Consider the following 19,626-nt stretch of genomic DNA (forward strand, 5'->3'; position numbering starts at 1 on the left):
CGTCCTCCCACGATGCGCCGGCCGATGCAGGCGCCGCCGATGAACGGCCCCCGATTCAACGAATTCATCGTCAGCCCCAAGGTCCGCGTGATCGACCATGAGGGCGAGAACCTTGGCGTCATGTTCACGCGAGAGGCGATGGAGCAGGCGGCCGAACATGGCCTCGACCTGGTAGAGGTCTCGCCCAACGCGGATCCGCCCGTCGCCAAGTTCCTTGATGTGGGCAAGTTCAAGTACGAGGCGCAGAAAAAGGCCAACCTCGCACGCAAGTCGCAGAAGACGCAGGAGATCAAGGAGATCAAGATGCGTCCGAACATCGACGACCATGACTACGACACCAAGATGAAGAAGGTGAACGACTTCATCGGCGAGGGCGACAAGGTCAAGATCACGCTGCGCTTCCGCGGTCGCGAGCTTAGCCACGGCCAGCTCGGCATGAACCTGCTCAAGCGCGTGCAGGACGACGTCGCGGAGGTCGCGAAGGTCGAGGCCTATCCGCGCATGGAAGGCCGCCAAATGCTGATGGTGCTCGCACCGAAGTAACCGCGCGCGCCGCATGGCGATTCGAAACGGCCGGTCCGACACCATGTCGGGCCGGCCGTTTCGCGTTCAGCGCCGTGGGCCTCGGGAATCCTCCCCCCAGAGGGAGGTGGCACGAGGACTCGAACCGCGGCACGGCCGCAATCGAGTGTTGCGTACGAGACACAAACCTCAAAAATACTTTCCGCATACGGAAATACCTAGACGTTTACTCCTGTATCTCTCTATCCTCCGACCAAACCAGATGTTCGAAACAATTCGAACGCACCAGGGAGGGAATGCCGATGCGTAGACTCGCATATCTGTTGTCCGCAGCCGCAACCACGGCGCTGGCCGTCCCGGCGTTCGCGCAGGATGTACCGACCTCGCAGGCTCAGGCTCAGACCGCGGGTACCTCTACATCCGGCACCGCGCAGGGATCGGTTGCCGCACAGGACGACTCGACCAACATCGGCGACATCGTGATTACCGCGACCCGCCGTGCCGAGCGACTCTCGAACGTGCCGGTCGCGGTCTCCGCGGTCGGCTCGGCCTCGCTAGAGAACACCGGTGCCACCGACATCCGCCAGGCGACGCAGCTCGTGCCGTCCCTGCTGGTGTCCTCGACCGGCAGCGAAGCGAACGCCTCCGCCCGCATCCGCGGCATCGGTACGGTCGGCGACAATCCCGGCCTCGAAAGCTCGGTCGCGGTGTTCATCGATGGCGTCTATCGCAGCCGTACCGGCTCGGGCCTCAACGATCTCGGCGAAGTCGACCGCATCGAAGTGCTACGCGGGCCGCAGGGCACGCTCGCCGGCCGCAATGCGTCGGCAGGGACGATCAACATCCTGACCAAGCTGCCCGACTATCAATTCGGCGGCTACGCGGAGGCCACCTACGGCAATTACAACAACATTCGCATCGCCGGTGGCCTCACCGGGCCGATCATCAAGGATAAGCTCGCCTTCCGCCTCGACGGCGTGTTCGGCAAGCGCGACGGCTTCCTCTACGACGTCGTCAACAAGACCGACTACAACGACCGCAACCGCTATTTCGTTCGCGGCCAGCTGTTGTTCGAACCCTCGTCCGACGTCACCGTCCGCCTGATCGGCGATTACACCCGCCGCGACGAGAAATGCTGTGGCGCGGTCTACATCAACACCGACGAAAAGATCGATCCGACCCCGGGCGTCCCCGGTGATTTCGCGATCAATCCCGCCGGCAACCGCATCGTCCAGGTCATGCAGAGCATGGGCGCGATCTTCCCCAGCGCGGGCGATCCGTTCGGCCGCCGCATCGCCAACTCGCCCGGCAAGGCGTATTCCAACGTCACCAAGGATTATGGCGGCTCGGGCCAGATCGATGCCAATCTCGGCTTCGCGCAGCTGACCTCGATCACCGCCTACCGCGAGTACAAGTCGGGCAACGCCGCCGACATCGACTATGGCAATCTCGACATCGGCTACCGCGCCGATGACGGCAACGCCTACCGCCAGTTCCACACCTTCACGCAGGAAGTCCGCCTCAACGGCTCGCTTTTCAACGACAAGCTCGACTGGCTGATCGGCGGTTATTTCTCGAAGGAAGATCTCGTCGTCGCCGACAACCTTAAGTTCGGCACGCAGTACGGCGCGTTCGCCGCCTGCCGCATTGTCGCAACGGTCAGCCCGGTCGCGGCACTGCGCAATCCCGCTGCGCCCGGCTGCCTCAGCACCGCGCTGGTCGCGCCCGGCACCACCGCGCGTGCCGCGTTCGGCGCCAATTTCGGCGCGCTGGCGACGCCGATCCTCGGCATGATCGACCGGCTCAGCACGCTCAACAATCTCGGCGACACCCGCTCGACCTATTACCAGAACAGCAAGAACTACGCGTTCTTCACGCACAACATTTTCAAGCTGACCGACAAGCTCTCGATCACCGGCGGCCTGCGCTACACCCACGAGCAAAAGGATTTCCACGGCGATTTCGCCAACAACAACACGATCTGCCCGACTCAGCAGGCAACCGGCGCCGCGGTGTTCAACGCGATCGCCACCGCGCCCGGCCTGACCGCGGCACAGCGCGCGCAGCTGAACCAGATCGTCGGCGGCGTCGTCACCCTGACCTGCACCGGCAACTCCACTTCGGCGCTGAACGGCCTCAATCTCCGCGACGGGTTCAAGGAGGGCGAGTTCAGCGGCACCGGCATCGTCTCGTACAAGCCGATCACCAGCACCATGCTCTACGCGTCCTATTCGCGCGGCTACAAGGCCGGCGGCTACAACCTCGACCGGTCGGATCTGACCCCCGACGTCTTCACCGCGCCGACCAACGCGAGCGCCAGCCGCCTGCGGTTCGACCCCGAAACGGTCAACGCCTATGAAGCCGGCGTGAAATACTCCTCGCGCAACTTTACCCTGAACGTCGCTGCCTTCCGCCAGCAGTTCAAGAACTTCCAGCTTAACACCTTCAACGGCACCAACTTCATCGTCCAGAACATCAGTTCGTGCGACACCAGCCTGAACGGCGGCGACCGTGACGCCAGCGCCGCGACCGGCGCCTGCACCGGCAAGGTGAAGTACGGCGTGCGCTCGCAGGGCGTCGAGCTCGAGGCGGGGCTGTTCCCGGTCCGCAACTTCCAGGTCGGGCTCGGCTACACCTATGTCGAGACCAAGTTCAGGAACAATCTGGTCGGCTCGGAACGCGGCGAGGCGCTCGACCCCGCACTGTTCCTGCTGTCGGGCAACACCATGTCGAACGCGCCGAAGCACACGGTCACCGGCTCGACCACCTGGACGCCACCGATCGGCTCGGGCGGGATCACCGGGCTGGTCTACATCGATGGCCGTATGACCAGCGACTACAACACCGGCTCGGATCTGTTCGGCGAGAAGGAGCAGGACGGCTTCTTCCTGATGAACGCCCGTGTCGGTATCCGCGGTCCGGAACAGCGCTGGGCGCTCGAACTCTGGGCGCAGAACCTGCTGGACACGCACTATCAGCAGGTCGCGTTCAGCGCCCCGTTCCAGGGCGCCGGCAGCCAGTCACAGGTGCAGGCGTTTGGTGGTGTGGGGAATCAGATCTTCACGTCTTACCTTGCCGAGCCCCGCACCTACGGCGTGACGCTGCGCTCGCGCTTCTGATCGGGACGGGGCGCAGGCATCAAGGCACGCGCCCCGTCACCGTGGACGCGTTTCGGGGGCTCCCGCTCCTCAAACGCTATCGCTTGAGGAGCGGTGGATGCTGAAACAAGTTCAGCAGGACGGAAGCTAAGGAAGACTCGCTCACCTCGGCCAACCCGCCATCACGCCGCCAGATCGATCTCCTCGCCCGCCGCAGCCGCCAGCAGTCGGCGTTCGAGCGTCCTCAGGCGCGCGGCGGCGACGATCCGGTCTCCTGTAAGGTCGGTGACATAGAAGGTGTCGACCGCGCGCTCGCCATACGTCGCGACATGCGCCGAATGGATCGTCACCTTCGACTGGAACAGCGCGTGAGCGAGCTGGTTCAGCAGTGCCGGCCGGTCGCGCGCGTTGACCTCGACCACCGTGAAGCGGTTCGACGCCTTGTTGTCGATCAGCGCGTTCGGGACGATCTCGAACGCCTCCGCCCGAACACGAGGCAGCGCCTTGGCGACCAGCCGGTCGGCCAGCTTGCCGCGATTGGCGAGCGCATCCTCGATCGCGGTCTTGAGCCGCGCCAGCTGGCCGACATCGTCGAACGGCCGCCCGAACGGGTCCTGGACCAGGAAATTGTCGACCGCCATGCCGTCGCGCGTGGTGTGGATGCGCGCGTCGATGATGTTGCCACCCGCGACATGGATCGCACCCGCGATGCGGTAGAACAGCCCCGGATGATCGGCCGCGTAGATCGTGACCAGGGTCGCGCCGCGTTCCGGATAGACATGCGCGTCGATCGCCAGATGCGCGTCGCCGGCGCCTGCGATGAACCGCGCATTGTGCGCCAGCACATCGTCGGGCTCGGCCACCCAATAGGCTTCGGGCATCCGCCGCACGAAGTCCGCAAACTTCGCGTCGTCCCAACCCAGGTCCGCCTGCAGCGTTTCCTGCTTGGCGGCGATGCGGTCCGCGCGCCCCTTCTGCTTGTGGCCGAGTCGCAGCACCTCTTCGGCGGATTCGTACAGGTCGGACAGCAACTGCCGCTTCCACCCGTTCCACACGCCGGGTCCCACCGCGCGGATGTCGACGACCGTCAGCGTCAGCAGCAGCCGCAACCGCTCGGGGCTTTGCACCACGTCGCAGAAATCGAGGATGGTCTTGAAGTCCGACAAGTCGCGCTTGAACGCGGTCGCCGACATCAGCAGGTGTTTCTCGACCAGCCACGCGACCGTCTCGGTTTCCGCCGCGGTCAGCCCGAACCGCGGACACAGCCGCCGTGCCACCTCCGCACCCAGGATCGAATGATCGCCGCCGCGCCCCTTGGCGATGTCGTGCAGCAGCACCGCGACATACAGCGCGCGTCGCGACACGATCTGGTCGAAGATCCCGGTCGCCAGCGGATGATCCTCGACCAGCGCCCCGCGCTCGATCTGGCTGAGCAGCCCGATCGCGCGGATGGTGTGCTCGTCGACGGTATAATGATGGTACATGTCGAACTGCATCTGCGCCACGACGCGCGCGAAGTCGGGCACGAAGCGGCCAAACACGCCTGCCTCGTTCATCCAGCGCAGCACGAGCTCGGAATCGCGCGGAGAACTCAGCACGTCGAGGAACAGCGCATTGGCGCTCGGGCTGTCGCGCACTTCGTCGACCAACTTGGCATCGCGCGCCGCCGCGCGCATCGCCAGCGGATGGATCTCGAGCCCATGCTTGTCGGCCAGCTGGAACATCTCGATCAGCCGCGCCGGGTCTTCGCGAAAGAAGTCGTCCGACGGCAACGCCAGCCGCCCGCGATCCAGCACGAAGCCGTGCATCTTGCGCGGCGAGCGTCGTAGCGTCGGCAGCCCAAAACGGCGGCCCCGCGCGGCAAATTTCTCGTCGAGATGCGCCAGGAACACCCCGCTCAGGCTGCCGACGATCTTCACCTGCAGGAAGTAGAACTGCATGAAGCGCTCGACCTTCGACTTTCCCGGCCGGTCGGAGAACCGCATCCGCTCGGCGATCTCGCGCTGCACGTCGAACGTCAGCCGGTCTTCGGCGCGCCCGGTGATGCTGTGCAGATGGCACCGCACCGCCTGCAGGAAATTGTCGGCACGGTGGAACAGCCGGTATTCCGCCTTGGTGAATAGCCCGACCTCGACCAGCTCGGCGGCGCGCTGGACGTCGTAGATATACTTCCCGATCCAGAACAGCGCGTGCAGATCGCGCAGGCCGCCTTTGCCCTCCTTGACGTTGGGTTCGACGACATAGCGCGTATCGCCCATCTTCTTGTGGCGCAGGTCGCGCTCGGCGAGCTTCTCGGCGATGAAGGTTCGCGCGGTGTCGGCCTGCACCTCGGCCTTGAACCGCCGCGACGCCTCTTCGTACAATTCGGTATCGCCGCAGACATAGCGCGCCTCGAGCAGCGCGGTGCGGACCGTGATATCGGCCTTGGCCTGGCGGATCATCTCGTCCAGCGACCGGCTCGAATGGCCGAGCTTCAGCCCAAGATCCCATAGCGCGTACAGCATCGATTCGATGACCTGCTCGGACCACGGCGTCTGCCTGCCCGGCGTCAGGAAGCCGATGTCGACGTCCGAATGTGGCGCCATCTCGGTGCGGCCATAGCCGCCGACCGCGATCAGCGTCAGCCGCTCGGCGGTGGTCGGATTGGGCCGCGGATGAAGCCGCTCGATCGTGAAGCCGAACAGCAGCCGCAGGATCTGGTCGATCAGGTATGCCTGCGCACTGGTCGCCTCCAGCCCGCGCGACGGATGCTCGATCAGCCGCCGCTCGACCTCGCAGCGCCCGGCGTCGAGCGCGGTTTTCAACAGCGCGGTCGCATCGCGGCGCAGCGCGGCGTCGCTGGGACCCTCCAGCGCGGCGATGGTATCGGCAAGCGCGCGGCGATCGATGATCGCGCGGCGGTTGGGCAAATGGTCGAAGCGGCCGGTCATCGCCTGCAGATAGGGTGCGCGAACGATTCCGTCACGGGCATTGCAGTCCGCAGGCGCGAACCCTAGTCGGACTGCCGAGCGGAGGAAGATTATGACAGACCCATTGCGTGTAGCCCTTGCCGGTCTCGGCACCGTCGGCGGCGGCGTCATTCGCCTGCTCGACGCCAACCGCGACCTGATCGCCCGGCGGGCAGGGCGCGCGATCGAGATCGTCGCGGTTTCCGCGCGCGATCGCACCAAGGATCGCGGCGTCGACCTGTCGCGCTTCGACTGGATCGACGACACCACCGCGCTTGCCCGGTCCGACGCCGATGTCGTGGTCGAACTGATCGGCGGCTCGGATGGTCCGGCGTTGACGCTCGCGCGCGCGACGCTCGGAGCGGGCAAGGCGTTCGTCACCGCCAACAAGGCGATGCTGGCGCATCATGGCCTCGAACTCGGCGAAGCGGCCGAAGCGGCGGGTGTCGCGCTGAAATTCGAAGCCGCGGTCGCCGGCGGCATTCCGGTCATCAAGGGCCTGCGCGAAGGCGCCGCCGCCAACGAGATCGCGCGCGTCTACGGCATCCTCAACGGCACCTGCAATTTCATCCTGTCGAAGATGGAAGCGGAAGGCCGCGACTTCGCCGAGGTTTTGGCCGAGGCACAGGCGCTGGGGTACGCCGAGGCGGACCCCAGCTTCGACATCGACGGTGTCGACGCCGCGCACAAATTGTCGATCCTCGCCTCGATCGCGTTCGGCACCCGCCCTGCGTTCGCCGACGTCGCGGCCAGCGGGATCCGCCATCTGCTGGGCGCCGACATCGCCGAAGCCGCCGCACTCGGCTACCGTGTCCGCCTGCTCGGGCTTGCCGAAGCTGGTCCGAACGGCCTGTTCCAGCGCGTCCACCCGCATCTCGTGCCGCTCGATCACCCGCTCGCGCACGTCACGGGATCGCTCAACGCGGTCGTCGCGGAGGGCAATTTCGTCGGTCGCCTGCTGTTCCAGGGGGCGGGGGCCGGCGATGGCCCGACCGCCAGCGCGGTGGTCGCCGACCTGATCGACATCGCGCGCGGCGAGTACGGGCCCCCCTTTGCGATGCCAGTCGCCTCGCTGGTCGCGGCGCCGAAGGCCGACAGCGGCGAACGTCGCGGTCGTGCCTATCTGCGCTTCACCGTCCAGGACCGCGTCGGCGTCCTCGCCGAGATCGCCGCGGCGATGCGCGACGCCGGCGTCTCGATCGAAAGCCTGATCCAGCGCGGAGCCAGCGGCGAAGGCAGCGTCCTGGTCGCGATCGTCACGCATGACGGCCCGGAACGTGCGGTCGCCCAGGCGCTCGAGAAACTCCGCGGCTCGCAAAGCCTGGTCGGCCAGCCGATGTGGATGCACATCCTCGGCTGACATTCCCCGTCATCCCGGGCTCGTCCCGGGATGACGGAAGGGTCAACTACCCTCGCACCACCCCGACCTCGACGAACCGCCGCGGCTCGACCGGCGGCACTACCGCCTCACCCAGGTCGCACTGCCAATAGCCGACGTCGATCCACCGGTCATTCTTGTACCCGACCGAGTCGTACACGCCCGCAGCCCGGAACCCGATCGCCTCGTGCAACGCCACCGAGCCGGCATTCGGCAACGCGATCGCCCCGATCGCCCGGGTAAATCCCTGAGCCCGTAACGTCGCGATGAGCGACCGGTACACCAGCCGCCCGGCCCCCTGCCGCTGCGCCGTGTCGGCAACATACACCGTCGTCTCGACCACGAAGCGGTACGCCAACCGCTCGCGAAACCGCGTCGCATAGGCATAGGCCAAAACCGCATCCGCCTCGTCTGTGGCGACCAGCCACGGATACAGCCCGTCGCTAGCCGCCATCCGCCCCGCGATCACCGCGGCATCAGGCGCTTCGGTCTCGAACGACGCGATCCCGACCAGCACGTGCGGCGCATAGATCCGCGCGATCGCTTCCGCATCAGCGGGCGTCGCAGCCCGGACCCGGATCACAGCCCGATGCGCGCCAGTACGAAATCGAGCAGCTTCGTATCGTCGATGTCGCCAGCCGCCGGCCCGATCCCGCCGCATTCGAGGCACCGCGCCTGCACCGATCCCGCCGACGCCAGCCGCTTCATGTCGCCCAGCGCGCGCGCCAACACCTGTCGGCGATCCGCGGCGATCCGTGCGAAGGCATCACCGCCGGTGGTCGCATCGTCGTCATCGTCGCTCGACAGGCCCTCGGCGATCTTCGCCAGGAACCCGGGCTCCTTCTCCAGATACTCGGCATGGACTTTGGTAGGATCGAGCTTCGCGCGGTGGGCGGCGTCGGCGATCGCGTCCTTGAGCGTCCCGAACCGATCCACCAGCCCGATCTGGCGTGCGGTTCCGCCGTCCCAGACGCGGCCTTGGCCGATCGCATCGACCCGCGCCGGCGTCATCTTCCGCGACGCCGCGACGCGCGCGATGAACTGGCGATAGCCGTTCTCGATTCCCGCCTGCATGATCGTGTCGAACGTCGGGGTGGTGCCGCCGACGACGTCGGGCTGGCCCGACAGCGCAGTGGTCTTCACCCCGTCCGTCGTCACCCCGATCTTGGCCAGCGTCGCCTCGAAGCTGGGGATGATCCCGAAGATGCCGATCGACCCGGTGATCGTTCCCGGCTCGGCGAAGATCGCGTCGGCCGGCGTCGACACCCAGTATCCGCCGCTCGCCGCCACGCCGCCCATCGACACCACGACGGGCAGGCCCTTCTTCTTCGCCTCCAGGATCGCGAGCCGGATCTGTTCGGATGCCAGCACCGATCCGCCCGGCGAATCGACGCGCACCACCAGTGCCTTGAGGTTCTTCTTGGCGAGCCCGGTCAGCATCGCCTTTTCGATGGTGTTGCCGGCCGCGGAGCCTGCGCCGCCATCGCCATCGACGATATCGCCTGCGATCGTCAGCACGCCGATCGCGTCACCCGCGGTCGGCAACGGGTGCGCCCGCACCCACGCGTCATATTTGATCGTGTTGAAATTACCGGCCGGCTTGCTGGTGTCGGACCCGGCCAGTTCGGCCACCCGCCGCCCGAACGCGGTACGGTCGCCCAGCTTGTCGACCAGGCCACTATGCATGTTCGACTCGGCCAGATTGCCGTTCGCCGCGAGCACGACCTTTTCGGGCGCGTTCAGCAGTTCGGCGATCTGCGCCTGAGGCCGTGCCTTGGCGACGGCCTCCTTCCACTGCGCGAACAGCGTGCCGTACAGCGCCTGGCTCGCGGCCTTGGCGTCGTCGCTCTGCGCGGTGCGCGTATAGGGCTCGACGAACGACTTGTAGCGCCCGACGCGGTAGACGTGGGTGTTGACGCCCAGCTTGTCGATCAGCCCCTTGTAGTAAAGCTGGTTGCCGCCCGGTCCCAGGAACAGCGTCCCGCCCAGCGGATTGACCCAGATCTCGCTCGCGTTCGCGGCCAGTCTATAGCTGCCATCGGTATAGGCGGTCGCATAGGCCAGCACCGGCTTCTTCGCCGCGCGCACCCGCGCCAGCGCGTCGCCGATCTCGCCGAGCGCCGCCGGATAGGCGCCACCGAAGCTGTCGAGGTCGAGCACCAGGGCCTTCACCCGCCCGTCAGTTCGCGCCGTATCGATCGCCCGAACCACGTCGCGCAGGCGAAACTGCCGCGGCCGGCTGCTGCCCGACAGCGATGCGATCGTCGCCGGCTCCTCGGGCTGTTCGACGATCGAACCGTTCAGCTGGAGCACCAGCGCGCCGTCCTTGATCGCCTTGGTCCCGGAGCGCGCGTTCAGCGCAGCGAACAACAGGCCGAAGAACAGCAGCATCGCGATCAGGACCAACCCGTCCTTGATCGCGACCAGCAATTTCCAGGCACCGCGCACCAGCCGCCATTTTCGCCGCGGTGGCCGCGTCGGATCGACATAGGAGGCGGAACGGGTGGGGTAGGGCGCAGCGCTGTCGGTCATGCCGCATGGCTAGAGCAAGCGCACACGTGCGTAAATGGCCCCTATCGGAGTGCCAATACGACCGTCGCAGCCCATCCTATCCGCCACAACCGGGCCTCGCGTGCTGCCTCCTTCTGCCCGAGCAGATCGTCGGATCATCGGCCCGTCCCACTGACGCGGCAATCGATCCAAACCCGTCCGAAAATCCTCCGACCCCCTTTGACATGTAGGACATGCAGGCACATATCCGCTCCGTTGGCACTCGGTATCGCTAAGTGCCAGAAATCTGTCACAAACCTAAAGGACATGGGCCCCATGAACTTTCGTCCCCTGCACGACCGCGTGCTCGTCAAGCGCGTCGAAGCCGAAGAGAAGACCGCAGGCGGGATCATCATCCCCGACACCGCCAAGGAAAAGCCGCAGGAAGGCGAAGTCGTCGCCGTCGGTACCGGCACCCGCGCCGAGAACGGCACGATCACGCCGCTCGACGTCAAGGCTGGCGACAAGATCCTGTTCGGCAAGTGGTCGGGCACCGAGGTCAAGGTCGACGGCGACGACCTGCTGATCATGAAGGAATCCGACATCCTGGGCATCGTCGGCTGATTCGAATGTCATGCCCTCGGGCGTGACCTTTGTGACTTTCCAATTCATTCGAAAGGGCAGCTAGCATGGCTTCCAAAGACGTAAAATTCGGCCGTGACGCGCGTGAGCGCATCCTCCGCGGCGTCGACATCCTCGCCGACGCGGTCAAGGTGACCTTGGGCCCCAAGGGCCGCAACGTCGTCATCGACAAGAGCTTCGGCGCACCGCGCATCACCAAGGACGGCGTCACCGTCGCCAAGGAGATCGAGCTCAAGGACAAGTTCGAGAACATGGGTGCGCAAATGCTGCGCGAAGTGGCCTCGAAGACCAACGACATCGCCGGTGACGGCACGACCACCGCAACGGTTCTGGCGCAGGCCATCGTTCGCGAGGGCATGAAGTCGGTCGCAGCGGGCATGAACCCGATGGACCTGAAGCGCGGCATCGATCTTGCCGTCATCAAGGTCGTCGAGGACGTCAAGGCGCGTTCGAAGCCGGTTTCGGGTTCGAAGGAAGTGGCGCAGGTCGGCATCATCTCGGCAAACGGCGACCGTGAAGTCGGCGAGAAGATCGCCGAAGCCATGGAGAAGGTCGGCAAGGAAGGCGTGATCACCGTCGAGGAAGCGAAGGGTCTCGAATTCGAGCTCGACGTCGTCGAGGGCATGCAGTTCGATCGCGGCTATCTGTCGCCATACTTCATCACCAACCCCGAGAAGATGACCGTCGAGCTTCAGGATCCCTACATCCTGATCCACGAGAAGAAGCTCTCGAACCTGCAGGCGATGCTCCCGATCCTGGAAGCCGTCGTTCAGTCGGGTCGTCCGCTCCTGATCATCGCAGAAGACATCGAGGGTGAGGCTCTGGCCACGCTCGTCGTCAACAAGCTGCGCGGCGGCCTGAAGGTCGCAGCGGTCAAGGCGCCGGGCTTCGGCGATCGTCGCAAGGCGATGCTCGAGGACATCGCGATCCTGACCAAGGGCGAGATGATCTCGGAAGACCTTGGCATCAAGCTCGAGACCGTCACGCTCGGCATGCTCGGCACCGCCAAGCGCGTCACGATCGACAAGGACAACACCGTCATCGTCGACGGTGCCGGTGACAGCGATGCGATCAAGGGTCGCACCGAAGCGATCCGCCAGCAGATCGAGAACACGACCAGCGACTACGACAAGGAGAAGCTCCAGGAGCGTCTCGCCAAGCTTGCCGGCGGTGTTGCCGTGATCAAGGTCGGCGGTTCTTCGGAAGTCGAAGTCAAGGAGCGCAAGGACCGCGTCGACGACGCCCTGCACGCAACCCGTGCAGCCGTCGAAGAAGGCATTGTCCCCGGCGGCGGTACGGCCCTGCTGTACGCAACCAAGGCGCTTGATGGCCTCGAGGGCGCGAACGACGACCAGACGCGCGGTATCGATATCGTTCGCAAGTCGCTGACGGCTCTGGTTCGCCAGATCGCTCAGAACGCAGGTCATGACGGTGCGGTGGTTTCGGGCAAGCTGCTCGACGGCAACGACTCGAACATCGGCTTCAACGCTGCGACCGATACCTACGAGAACCTGGTGGAAGCCGGCGTGATCGATCCGACCAAGGTCGTCCGCACCGCGCTGCAGAACGCAGCATCGGTTGCAGGCCTGCTCATCACGACCGAAGCGGCCGTGAGCGAGCTCGCCGACGACAAGCCTGCCATGCCCATGGGCGGCGGCGGCATGGGCGGCATGGGCGGCATGGACTTCTGATTTTCGACCGGGGCCAGCGAGAGCTGGTCCCGACACGAAATCAGAACGGCCGGCGGGCCGGCGGCGCAAGCCACCGATCCCGTCCGACGAAAAGGGCCGGCTTTGCCGGTCCTCCGTTCCGACCAAACACCCAAGAGAAAGGGGCCAGGGAAGCAATTCCCGGCCCCTTTTTTTGTCGGACCCACAGGCGTACACTCGCCCAATGGCAACTGACCCGCGCTACCAGCCGATCACCGCCGACCAATTCCTGGCGATGGATTTCGGCACCGATCGCAAGTTCGAGCTGTCGAACGGCGTCATCCACATGATGACGGGCGGGACCGAGACGCATGCCTGGGTTCAGAACAACATCGCTGCCTGGCTGCGCACCAACCTGCGCGGATCGGGCTGCCGGTGCTACGGTTCGGAAATGGGTATCAGGGTCAGCGAAACCGATATCCGGTACCCGGACATCAGCGTGCATTGCGGCGCGCGCCCCGAGCAGGGCGATGCCGTCATGGCACTGGATTCGCCCGTTATCGTCATCGAAGTCCTGTCACCGTCCACAGCCACCTATGATCAGGGTACCAAGCTCGATGAGTACAGGTCGCTTCCCAGCGTCGCGTTGATCGCCTTCATCGACCCGGTGAATGAACTTGTCCGATCGGTCAGACGACTGGCATCGGCCCGGTGGTTGGACAGCATGTTCTTTGCGGGCGACCTTGATCTCGCACCTGTCGGTCTGACCATCCCACACAACGAGATTTTCGCGACCGACTGATCCCCTCTCGCGATCCCGGTCGCCCGGCAGGTCGACCGTCAGGTCGAAGACGTCGGCTGGCGCTTCATCGCCTCGATCAGCTTCTTGACCTCCTGGCTCCGCCCCCGCGGCAGGATCAGCACGTCGTTGCCGCTCGCCACCACGATCAGGTCCTCGACGCCAACCAGCGATATCTTGATCCCGTCACTCCGCACGAAGCAGTTCCTGGTGTCGATCGCCAACACGTCGCCATCGCCGTCGCCGCGATGCGCGTTGCCGGCGGCATCCCGCTCGCTGATCGCGTGCAGCGCGTCCCAGCTGCCGAGGTCGTTCCAGCCCATCGCGACCGGCACCACCGCGACCCGCTCGGCCTTTTCCATTACCGCATAGTCGATCGAATCGTCGGGAGATGCCGCGAACGCGGTCGCATCGGGATAAATCCGCACGCCCTCGCGCCGCGCCTTGGCCATCGCCTCTTCGGTCGCGACCAGCATACCCGGCGCGAACTGCGCCAGCGCCTCCAGATACTTGTCGGCGCGGAACAGGAAGATGCCGCCGTTCCAGGCGTGGTCGCCGCTCGCCAACATCGCCTCCGCGGCATCCAGCGGCGGCTTCTCGACGAACCGTGCGACCCGGTGCACGCCGGTGGCGAGTTCTTCGCCGACCTGGATCCAGCCGAACCCGATCTCGGGCGACTGGGGCGCGATCCCGAACGTCACCAGCCAACCCTGCGACACCATCGGCAACGCTCGCTCGATCGCGGCATGGAATGCGGCGACATCGGCGATCACGTGATCCGACGGCATCACCAGCAACGCCTCGCGTCCGCTTCCCGCGGCGATGGCAGCCAGCGCGATCGCTGGCGCGGTGTTGCGTCCGGCAGGTTCGAGGATCAGCGCCTGTGGATCTGCGCCCGCAGCCGCGAGCTGTTGCTCTACCATGTTGGCATGGCGCGCATTGGCCACCACGATCGGCGCGGCGAACACCTCGCCCTTGGTCCGGCCGGCTGTCAGCTGCAGCATCGTCTCGGCGGCGGTCAGGGCCAGCATCTGCTTGGGCATTTCTGGCCGTGACATCGGCCAGAGGCGGGTACCGGAACCGCCTGACAATATGACCGGAACGATCGTCTTAACGCTCATGTATCCTCCACTAGACCCCGGGCCTACAGCGGACGCGCGAACGGTGCAAATGGGCCCAGTGATCGGTCCAAATCCGGCGGATTCGATAATCTTCAGGCTTTGTTGGCACTTTTCTGCGACTGCGATGGCGGGTGTCGGTAGGTTTTACACCGTCCTGTCGGGATAGCGCGCAATATGGTTCGCCTGTTCAAACATTATGTGCCCTATGCCGTGCTGCTGCTCGGTCTGGTCGATGCACTGTTGCTGATCGCGTCTGCCGAGATCGGCTGGGTCGTGCGCGCGCATCAGATCGGGATGACGGTCGACCCGATCGTCACGCGCCTGCCCCAATTGCTCAGCTTCGCGGCCGCGTTGCAGATCTCGCTGGTTGCGGTCGGCGCCTACGGCGTCGGCTCGTTCCTGTCGCTGCGGTTCGCTGCGGCGCGGCTTTCGGTCGCGATCGCGCTGGGCGTGATCTTCCTGTCGCTGATCTTCTTCTTGGTGCCCGCGCTGACATTCTGGCGTTCGAATTTGCTCTATTCGATGGTGATCGCCACCGTTCTGCTCGTCACCGTCCGTGCGATGCTGGGGCGAACGCTGGGCGGTGAGACGTTCAAGCGGCGCATCGTGGTGCTCGGTGCCGGCCGCCGCGCGACGCAAATCAGCGATCTGGCGACTCAGCCCGGCATCAACTTCGTCGTCGCCGGCTTCGTCGCGATGGGCGAGCAGGTTTCGGCCATCCCGGGCGCGATCCCGCGCAGCGAGATCCCGAACCTGTCCGCGCATATCGTCGACCTCAACGCCAGCGAGGTCGTGCTGGCGCTCGAGGAACGCCGCAACGCGCTGCCGCTGAAGGATCTGCTCCGCGTCCGCACCACCGGCGTCCAGGTCAGCGAGATCTCGAGCTTCCTCGAACGCGAAACCGGCCGCATCGACCTCAACAGCGTGAACCCGTCCTGGTTGATCTTCTCGGATGGCTTCGCGTCCACCCGCATGCTGTCGAGCGTCTTCAAGCGCGCGTTCGATATCGTCGCCAGCGGGCTGTTGCTGGCGATCACGCTGCCGGTGATCCTGCTCACGGCGCTGGCGATCAAGCTGGAGTCCAAAGGCCCCGCTTTCTATCGGCAGCGCCGCGTCGGCCTGTACAATGAGAGCTTCGACATCCTGAAGCTGCGCTCGATGCGCCAGGACGCCGAAGTTGCCGGCAAGGCGATCTGGGCGGCCGAACAGGACCCGCGCATCACCCGCATCGGCCGTTTCATCCGCAAGGTCCGGATCGACGAACTGCCGCAGACCTGGACCGTGCTGAAGGGCGAGATGAGCTTCGTCGGCCCGCGTCCCGAACGCCCGCAGTTCGTCGAGGAACTCGAGGACAAGCTACCCTATTATGCCGAGCGTCACATGGTGAAGCCCGGCATCACCGGCTGGGCGCAGATCAACTACCCCTATGGCGCCTCGATCGAGGATGCCCGGCACAAGCTCGAATACGACCTCTATTACGCCAAGAATTATTCGCCGTTCCTCGACATGCTGATCCTGCTCCAGACGCTTCGGGTCGTGCTGTGGCCGGCCGGCGCGCGGTAGCGGATGACCGCCGCACTGATCCTGTGGGGCCATGCGCTCGCGGCGTTCGTGTTCGCTGCGTTGGCGGTCGCGCAACTGCGCAGGCCGGGTGGGCAGTGGCCGCACCGCGCGTTCGTCACCGCGCTGCTGCTGACCGCGTTGTGGGCGCTTGCGGTGGCAGGGATCGACGCGCGCGACGTCAGCGCGCGGCTGGCCGAAAGCGCGCGGAACATCGCCTGGCTCGGCTTCATGCTCGCGCTGGTCCGCCGCGATCGCAGCGGCAACGTCGCGATCGGCGCGGTCTATATGGTCGTCATGGTTGTCGCCGCCACAGGCGCGCTGTTCGCGCTGGCCGGCGTCATGAAGGTCGATGCCGACACTTCCAGCGCGATCGATTCCGCCCGGCTGGTGTTCCGGATGATGACCGCGGTGAGTGCGCTGGTGCTGGTGGATCACCTCTACCAGGCGGCGCCCGCAAGCCGCGGCGGCATCCGCCTGGTCGTCCTCGCGCTCGGCGCACTCTGGAGCACCGACCTCATTGTCTTCACGACGGATTATATCCAGTCGAGCTGGCCGCAGGGACTGATCGCGGCGCGGGGGTTCGCGATGGCGGGGGTCGGGTTGCTGCTCGTCGTCGCGGTGCATCGCAGCGGCGACTGGACGCTATCACTGTCGCGGCCGATCGCGGTACGCGCGCTGTCGACGGTCGTGCTGGTGCTCTATGCCGGCATCACCGCACTCGCGACCAATCTCGCGGGCAGCTATGCCGGTGGCTATACGCGCATCGTCCAGACCGGGATCGTTTTCGGTGCCACCACCGCGTTGATCACGTTGCTGTCGACGCCGTGGCTGCGCGCCTGGACCAAGGTCAAGATCGCCAAGCACCTGTTCCGCCACCGCTACGACTATCGCGCCGAGTGGCAGCGGTTTACCGCGACGCTTGGCACCCCCGGGGACGCTCCGCTGGCGCAACGCGTGGTAAAGGCGGTCGCGGACCTGACCGATTCACCGGGAGGATTGCTTCTCGTGCCTGACGGCGCGGCGCTCGGTCTCGGGACCGTCTGGAACTGGACCGACATGCCGCATGGTCAGGACGAAGCGCTGGCGCGTCACCTCGCCGATGGCACGCGCATCGTCGAACTCGACCGCGTCCGTTCGGGGACCGCGCCCGCCGAAGAGATCGCCAGCGTCCCCGCGTGGCTGTACGACCGACCCGATGCCTGGGCGATCGTCCCCCTCGTCCACGGCGGCAGCCTGACCGGCGCGATCGTGCTGGCACGACCCCCGGTCGATCGCGCGCTGGACTGGGAGGATTTCGACCTGCTCCGTGTCGCCGGTCGTCAGGCCGCAAGCTACCTTGCCGAAGATCGCGCGCACACCGCGCTTGCCGATGCCGCGCGGTTCGACGAGTTCAACCGCCGCTTCGCGTTCATCCTGCACGATATCAAGAACCTCGTCAGCCAGCTTACCCTGGTGGCCCGCAATGCCGAGCGCCACGCCGAAAACCCCGATTTCCGCGCCGACATGGTCGCCACCCTCAAGGACTCCTCCGATCGCATGACCACCCTTCTCGCGCGCCTGTCTCAGCACAGCGGCGCTCGCGATGAGCCGCTGCAACCCGTCGACGTCGCAGCCCTCGTCGAACGGGTGGCGCGAAGCCGCCGTGCGCAGCACGCTATCGTCACGACAGCCGTGCCCGCAGTGGCCCGCGCCCATGCCGCACGTCTGGAACAGGTGCTCGGTCACCTCGTCCAGAACGGCATCGAGGCGAGCGCCACCGATGCCGCGATCCAGATCGCGGTGGAAACGCGCGACGGTCAGGTTGTCATCGACGTCATCGACAGCGGCTGCGGCATGTCGGCCGCATTCATCCGCGACCAGCTGTTCCGCCCGTTTGTGTCCACCAAGCCGATGGGTTTCGGCATCGGCGCGTTCGAGGCGCGGCAGCTGTTGGTGGCGATGGGCTGCACGCTCGGCGTCGACAGCCGCGAAGGCGAAGGCACCCGTTTCCGCATCACGCTCCCGGCTGCGGACATGATGGAGGTCGCGGCATGAGCGGTGCGTCGGAAGAGAGCCGGCCCGTCCTGTTGATCGTCGAGGACGATCTCGGGCTGCAGCGCCAGCTGCGGTGGGCTTACGAAGGCTACCAGATCGTCGTCGCCAGCGATCGCGCCCAGGCGCTCGACGCGATCCGTGCGCACGAACCCGCGGTGGTGACCCTCGACCTGGGGCTTCCGCCCGACCCGGACGGCGTCACCGAAGGGTTCGCTACCTTGCGCGATATCCTGTCGATGAAACCCGATACCAAGGTCATCGTCGCGTCGGGCCACGGTGCCCGCGAAAGCGCGCTGCGGGCGATCGCCGACGGCGCCTGGGATTTCTACGCCAAGCCGATCGACATCGACGCGCTGGGCCTGATCGTGGCGCGCGCGTTCCACGTCCATGCGCTCGAAGCCGAGAACCGCCGCCTCGCCGCACGCGTCGGTGCGACCGGCTTCGGTGGTCTGATCACTGCTTCGCCCGAGATGGCCGTCGTCACGCGGACCCTGGAGCGGGTCGCGCCCGCCGACGTCTCGGTCATGCTGCTGGGCGCCAGCGGTACCGGCAAGGAACTGCTCGCCCGCGGGCTCCACGATGCGTCACCGCGTCGCAAGGGCGCGTTCGTCGCGATCAACTGCGCCGCCATCCCCGAGACCCTGCTCGAATCCGAGCTGTTCGGTCATGAGAAGGGCGCGTTCACCGGCGCGGTGAAAACCACCGAGGGCAAGATCGAACAGGCGGCCGGCGGCACCCTGTTCCTCGACGAGATCGGTGACGTCCCGCTTGCCCTGCAGGTGAAACTGCTCCGCTTCCTCCAGGAGCGCGTGATCGAACGCATCGGCGGGCGAAAGGCGATTGCGGTCGACACCCGCATCGTCTGCGCCACGCACCAGAATGTCGACGCGATGGTCGCCGATGGTCGCTTCCGCGAGGATCTGTACTACCGTCTCGCCGAGATCGTCGTCCGCATCCCGGCACTGTCCGAACGCACCGGCGACGCCGCATTGCTGGCCCGCCATTTCGTCACGAAATATGCCAAGTCGATGAACCCCGGCGTCACCGGGCTGGCGCCCGATGCGCGCGCCGCGGTCGACGCCTGGTCGTGGCCCGGCAACGTCCGCGAGCTCGAAAACCGCATCAAGCGCGCGGTGATCATGGCCGACGGCAAGCTCGTCACCGCCGCTGATCTCGACATCGACGGCAAGGCCGCGGACGCCGTAGCGCTCAACCTGCGCGCAGTCCGCGAGGTTGCCGACCGCAAGGCGATCCGCCACGCGCTCGCCCGCGCCGAGGGCAATATCTCCAGTGCCTCGCGTCTGCTCGGCATCAGCCGGCCGACCTTGTACGACCTCCTGAAAAGCTATGATCTCCATGTCTAGCGCGACCTATCCCTTGCT

13 protein-coding genes are annotated in these 19,626 nt (G+C 65.9%); 9 read left to right on the plus strand and 4 right to left on the minus strand.

Features of this window, described 5'->3' with window-relative positions:
* Window positions 1–12 precede the first annotated feature (12 nt).
* On the plus strand, window positions 13–543 hold the full coding sequence (infC, locus tag SJY20_RS02660; protein WP_147083189.1) for a translation initiation factor IF-3: 531 nt from the start codon (window positions 13–15) through the stop codon (window positions 541–543).
* A 281-nt stretch (window positions 544–824) separates the two neighbouring features.
* Window positions 825–3,641, plus strand: a complete 2,817-nt coding sequence (locus tag SJY20_RS02665) for a TonB-dependent receptor (RefSeq protein WP_380785058.1) — start codon at window positions 825–827, stop codon at window positions 3,639–3,641.
* A gap of 161 nt (window positions 3,642–3,802) precedes the next feature.
* Here the strand turns inward: SJY20_RS02665 and SJY20_RS02670 are convergent, their stop codons facing one another.
* Window positions 3,803–6,550, minus strand: coding sequence for a [protein-PII] uridylyltransferase (locus tag SJY20_RS02670; protein ID WP_380785059.1), 2,748 nt, complete (start codon window positions 6,548–6,550; stop codon window positions 3,803–3,805).
* A gap of 91 nt (window positions 6,551–6,641) precedes the next feature.
* On the opposite strand from SJY20_RS02670, the gene SJY20_RS02675 reads away from it, so the two are divergent.
* A complete protein-coding gene (locus SJY20_RS02675; RefSeq protein ID WP_380785061.1) occupies window positions 6,642–7,928 on the plus strand; it encodes a homoserine dehydrogenase in 1,287 nt (428 codons plus the stop codon).
* Between the two features lie 46 nt (window positions 7,929–7,974).
* On the opposite strand, the gene SJY20_RS02680 is transcribed toward SJY20_RS02675, so the two are convergent.
* Window positions 7,975–8,529 carry a GNAT family N-acetyltransferase gene (locus tag SJY20_RS02680; RefSeq protein WP_380785062.1) on the minus strand — a complete coding sequence of 185 codons (555 nt, stop codon included), beginning with the start codon at window positions 8,527–8,529 and terminating at the stop codon, window positions 7,975–7,977.
* Window positions 8,526–10,478 (minus strand): signal peptide peptidase SppA, encoded by a 1,953-nt coding sequence (sppA, locus tag SJY20_RS02685; RefSeq protein ID WP_380785063.1) that lies wholly within the window; start codon window positions 10,476–10,478, stop codon window positions 8,526–8,528. The genes SJY20_RS02680 and sppA overlap by 4 nt, the downstream gene beginning before the upstream one ends.
* 294 nt (window positions 10,479–10,772) lie before the next feature.
* On the opposite strand from sppA, the gene groES reads away from it, so the two are divergent.
* From groES to SJY20_RS02700, 3 genes are all read left to right on the plus strand, one after another.
* Window positions 10,773–11,060, plus strand: coding sequence for a co-chaperone GroES (gene groES, locus SJY20_RS02690; RefSeq protein ID WP_055982830.1), 288 nt, complete (start codon window positions 10,773–10,775; stop codon window positions 11,058–11,060).
* A 65-nt stretch (window positions 11,061–11,125) separates the two neighbouring features.
* Entirely contained in the window at window positions 11,126–12,769 is a 1,644-nt protein-coding gene (groL, locus tag SJY20_RS02695; RefSeq protein ID WP_380785064.1) for a chaperonin GroEL, read from the plus strand.
* 202 nt (window positions 12,770–12,971) lie between these two features.
* A complete protein-coding gene (locus SJY20_RS02700; protein ID WP_380785065.1) occupies window positions 12,972–13,529 on the plus strand; it encodes a Uma2 family endonuclease in 558 nt (185 codons plus the stop codon).
* 38 nt (window positions 13,530–13,567) lie between these two features.
* Here SJY20_RS02700 and SJY20_RS02705 read toward each other — a convergent pair whose 3' ends face one another.
* Window positions 13,568–14,647: a mannose-1-phosphate guanylyltransferase/mannose-6-phosphate isomerase gene (locus SJY20_RS02705; protein ID WP_380785066.1), complete on the minus strand. Its 1,080-nt coding sequence runs from the start codon at window positions 14,645–14,647 to the stop codon at window positions 13,568–13,570.
* Between the two features lie 174 nt (window positions 14,648–14,821).
* On the opposite strand from SJY20_RS02705, the gene SJY20_RS02710 reads away from it, so the two are divergent.
* From SJY20_RS02710 to prsR, 3 genes are read left to right on the plus strand one after another with little or no spacing between them, the layout of a single operon-like run.
* Entirely contained in the window at window positions 14,822–16,210 is a 1,389-nt protein-coding gene (locus SJY20_RS02710) for a TIGR03013 family XrtA/PEP-CTERM system glycosyltransferase (RefSeq protein WP_380785067.1), read from the plus strand.
* 3 nt (window positions 16,211–16,213) lie between these two features.
* The gene (gene prsK, locus SJY20_RS02715; protein WP_380785068.1) at window positions 16,214–18,244 is read left to right on the plus strand and encodes an XrtA/PEP-CTERM system histidine kinase PrsK; all 2,031 of its coding nucleotides are present in this window, start codon (window positions 16,214–16,216) and stop codon (window positions 18,242–18,244) included.
* Entirely contained in the window at window positions 18,241–19,608 is a 1,368-nt protein-coding gene (prsR, locus tag SJY20_RS02720; protein WP_380785069.1) for a PEP-CTERM-box response regulator transcription factor, read from the plus strand. Before prsK ends, prsR begins: the two co-directional genes overlap by 4 nt.
* Window positions 19,609–19,626: the final 18 nt, after the last annotated feature.

Origin of the sequence: Sphingomonas sp. R86521 (genome assembly GCF_042466235.1) — a bacterium.
In the GTDB taxonomy this organism is placed as follows: Bacteria; Pseudomonadota; Alphaproteobacteria; order Sphingomonadales; family Sphingomonadaceae; genus Sphingomonas.

Bases quoted from the DNA above. Each gene is read 5' to 3' on its own strand.
- infC (WP_147083189.1), top strand. From the start codon at position 13: ATGCGCCGGCCGATGCAGGCGCCGCCGATGAACGGCCCCCGATTCAAC.
- SJY20_RS02665 (WP_380785058.1), top strand. From the start codon at position 825: ATGCGTAGACTCGCATATCTGTTGTCCGCAGCCGCAACCACGGCGCTG.
- SJY20_RS02670 (WP_380785059.1), bottom strand. From the start codon at position 6,550: ATGACCGGCCGCTTCGACCATTTGCCCAACCGCCGCGCGATCATCGAT.
- SJY20_RS02675 (WP_380785061.1), top strand. From the start codon at position 6,642: ATGACAGACCCATTGCGTGTAGCCCTTGCCGGTCTCGGCACCGTCGGC.
- sppA (WP_380785063.1), bottom strand. From the start codon at position 10,478: ATGACCGACAGCGCTGCGCCCTACCCCACCCGTTCCGCCTCCTATGTC.
- groES (WP_055982830.1), top strand. From the start codon at position 10,773: ATGAACTTTCGTCCCCTGCACGACCGCGTGCTCGTCAAGCGCGTCGAA.
- groL (WP_380785064.1), top strand. From the start codon at position 11,126: ATGGCTTCCAAAGACGTAAAATTCGGCCGTGACGCGCGTGAGCGCATC.
- SJY20_RS02700 (WP_380785065.1), top strand. From the start codon at position 12,972: ATGGCAACTGACCCGCGCTACCAGCCGATCACCGCCGACCAATTCCTG.
- SJY20_RS02705 (WP_380785066.1), bottom strand. From the start codon at position 14,647: ATGAGCGTTAAGACGATCGTTCCGGTCATATTGTCAGGCGGTTCCGGT.
- SJY20_RS02710 (WP_380785067.1), top strand. From the start codon at position 14,822: ATGGTTCGCCTGTTCAAACATTATGTGCCCTATGCCGTGCTGCTGCTC.
- prsK (WP_380785068.1), top strand. From the start codon at position 16,214: ATGACCGCCGCACTGATCCTGTGGGGCCATGCGCTCGCGGCGTTCGTG.
- prsR (WP_380785069.1), top strand. From the start codon at position 18,241: ATGAGCGGTGCGTCGGAAGAGAGCCGGCCCGTCCTGTTGATCGTCGAG.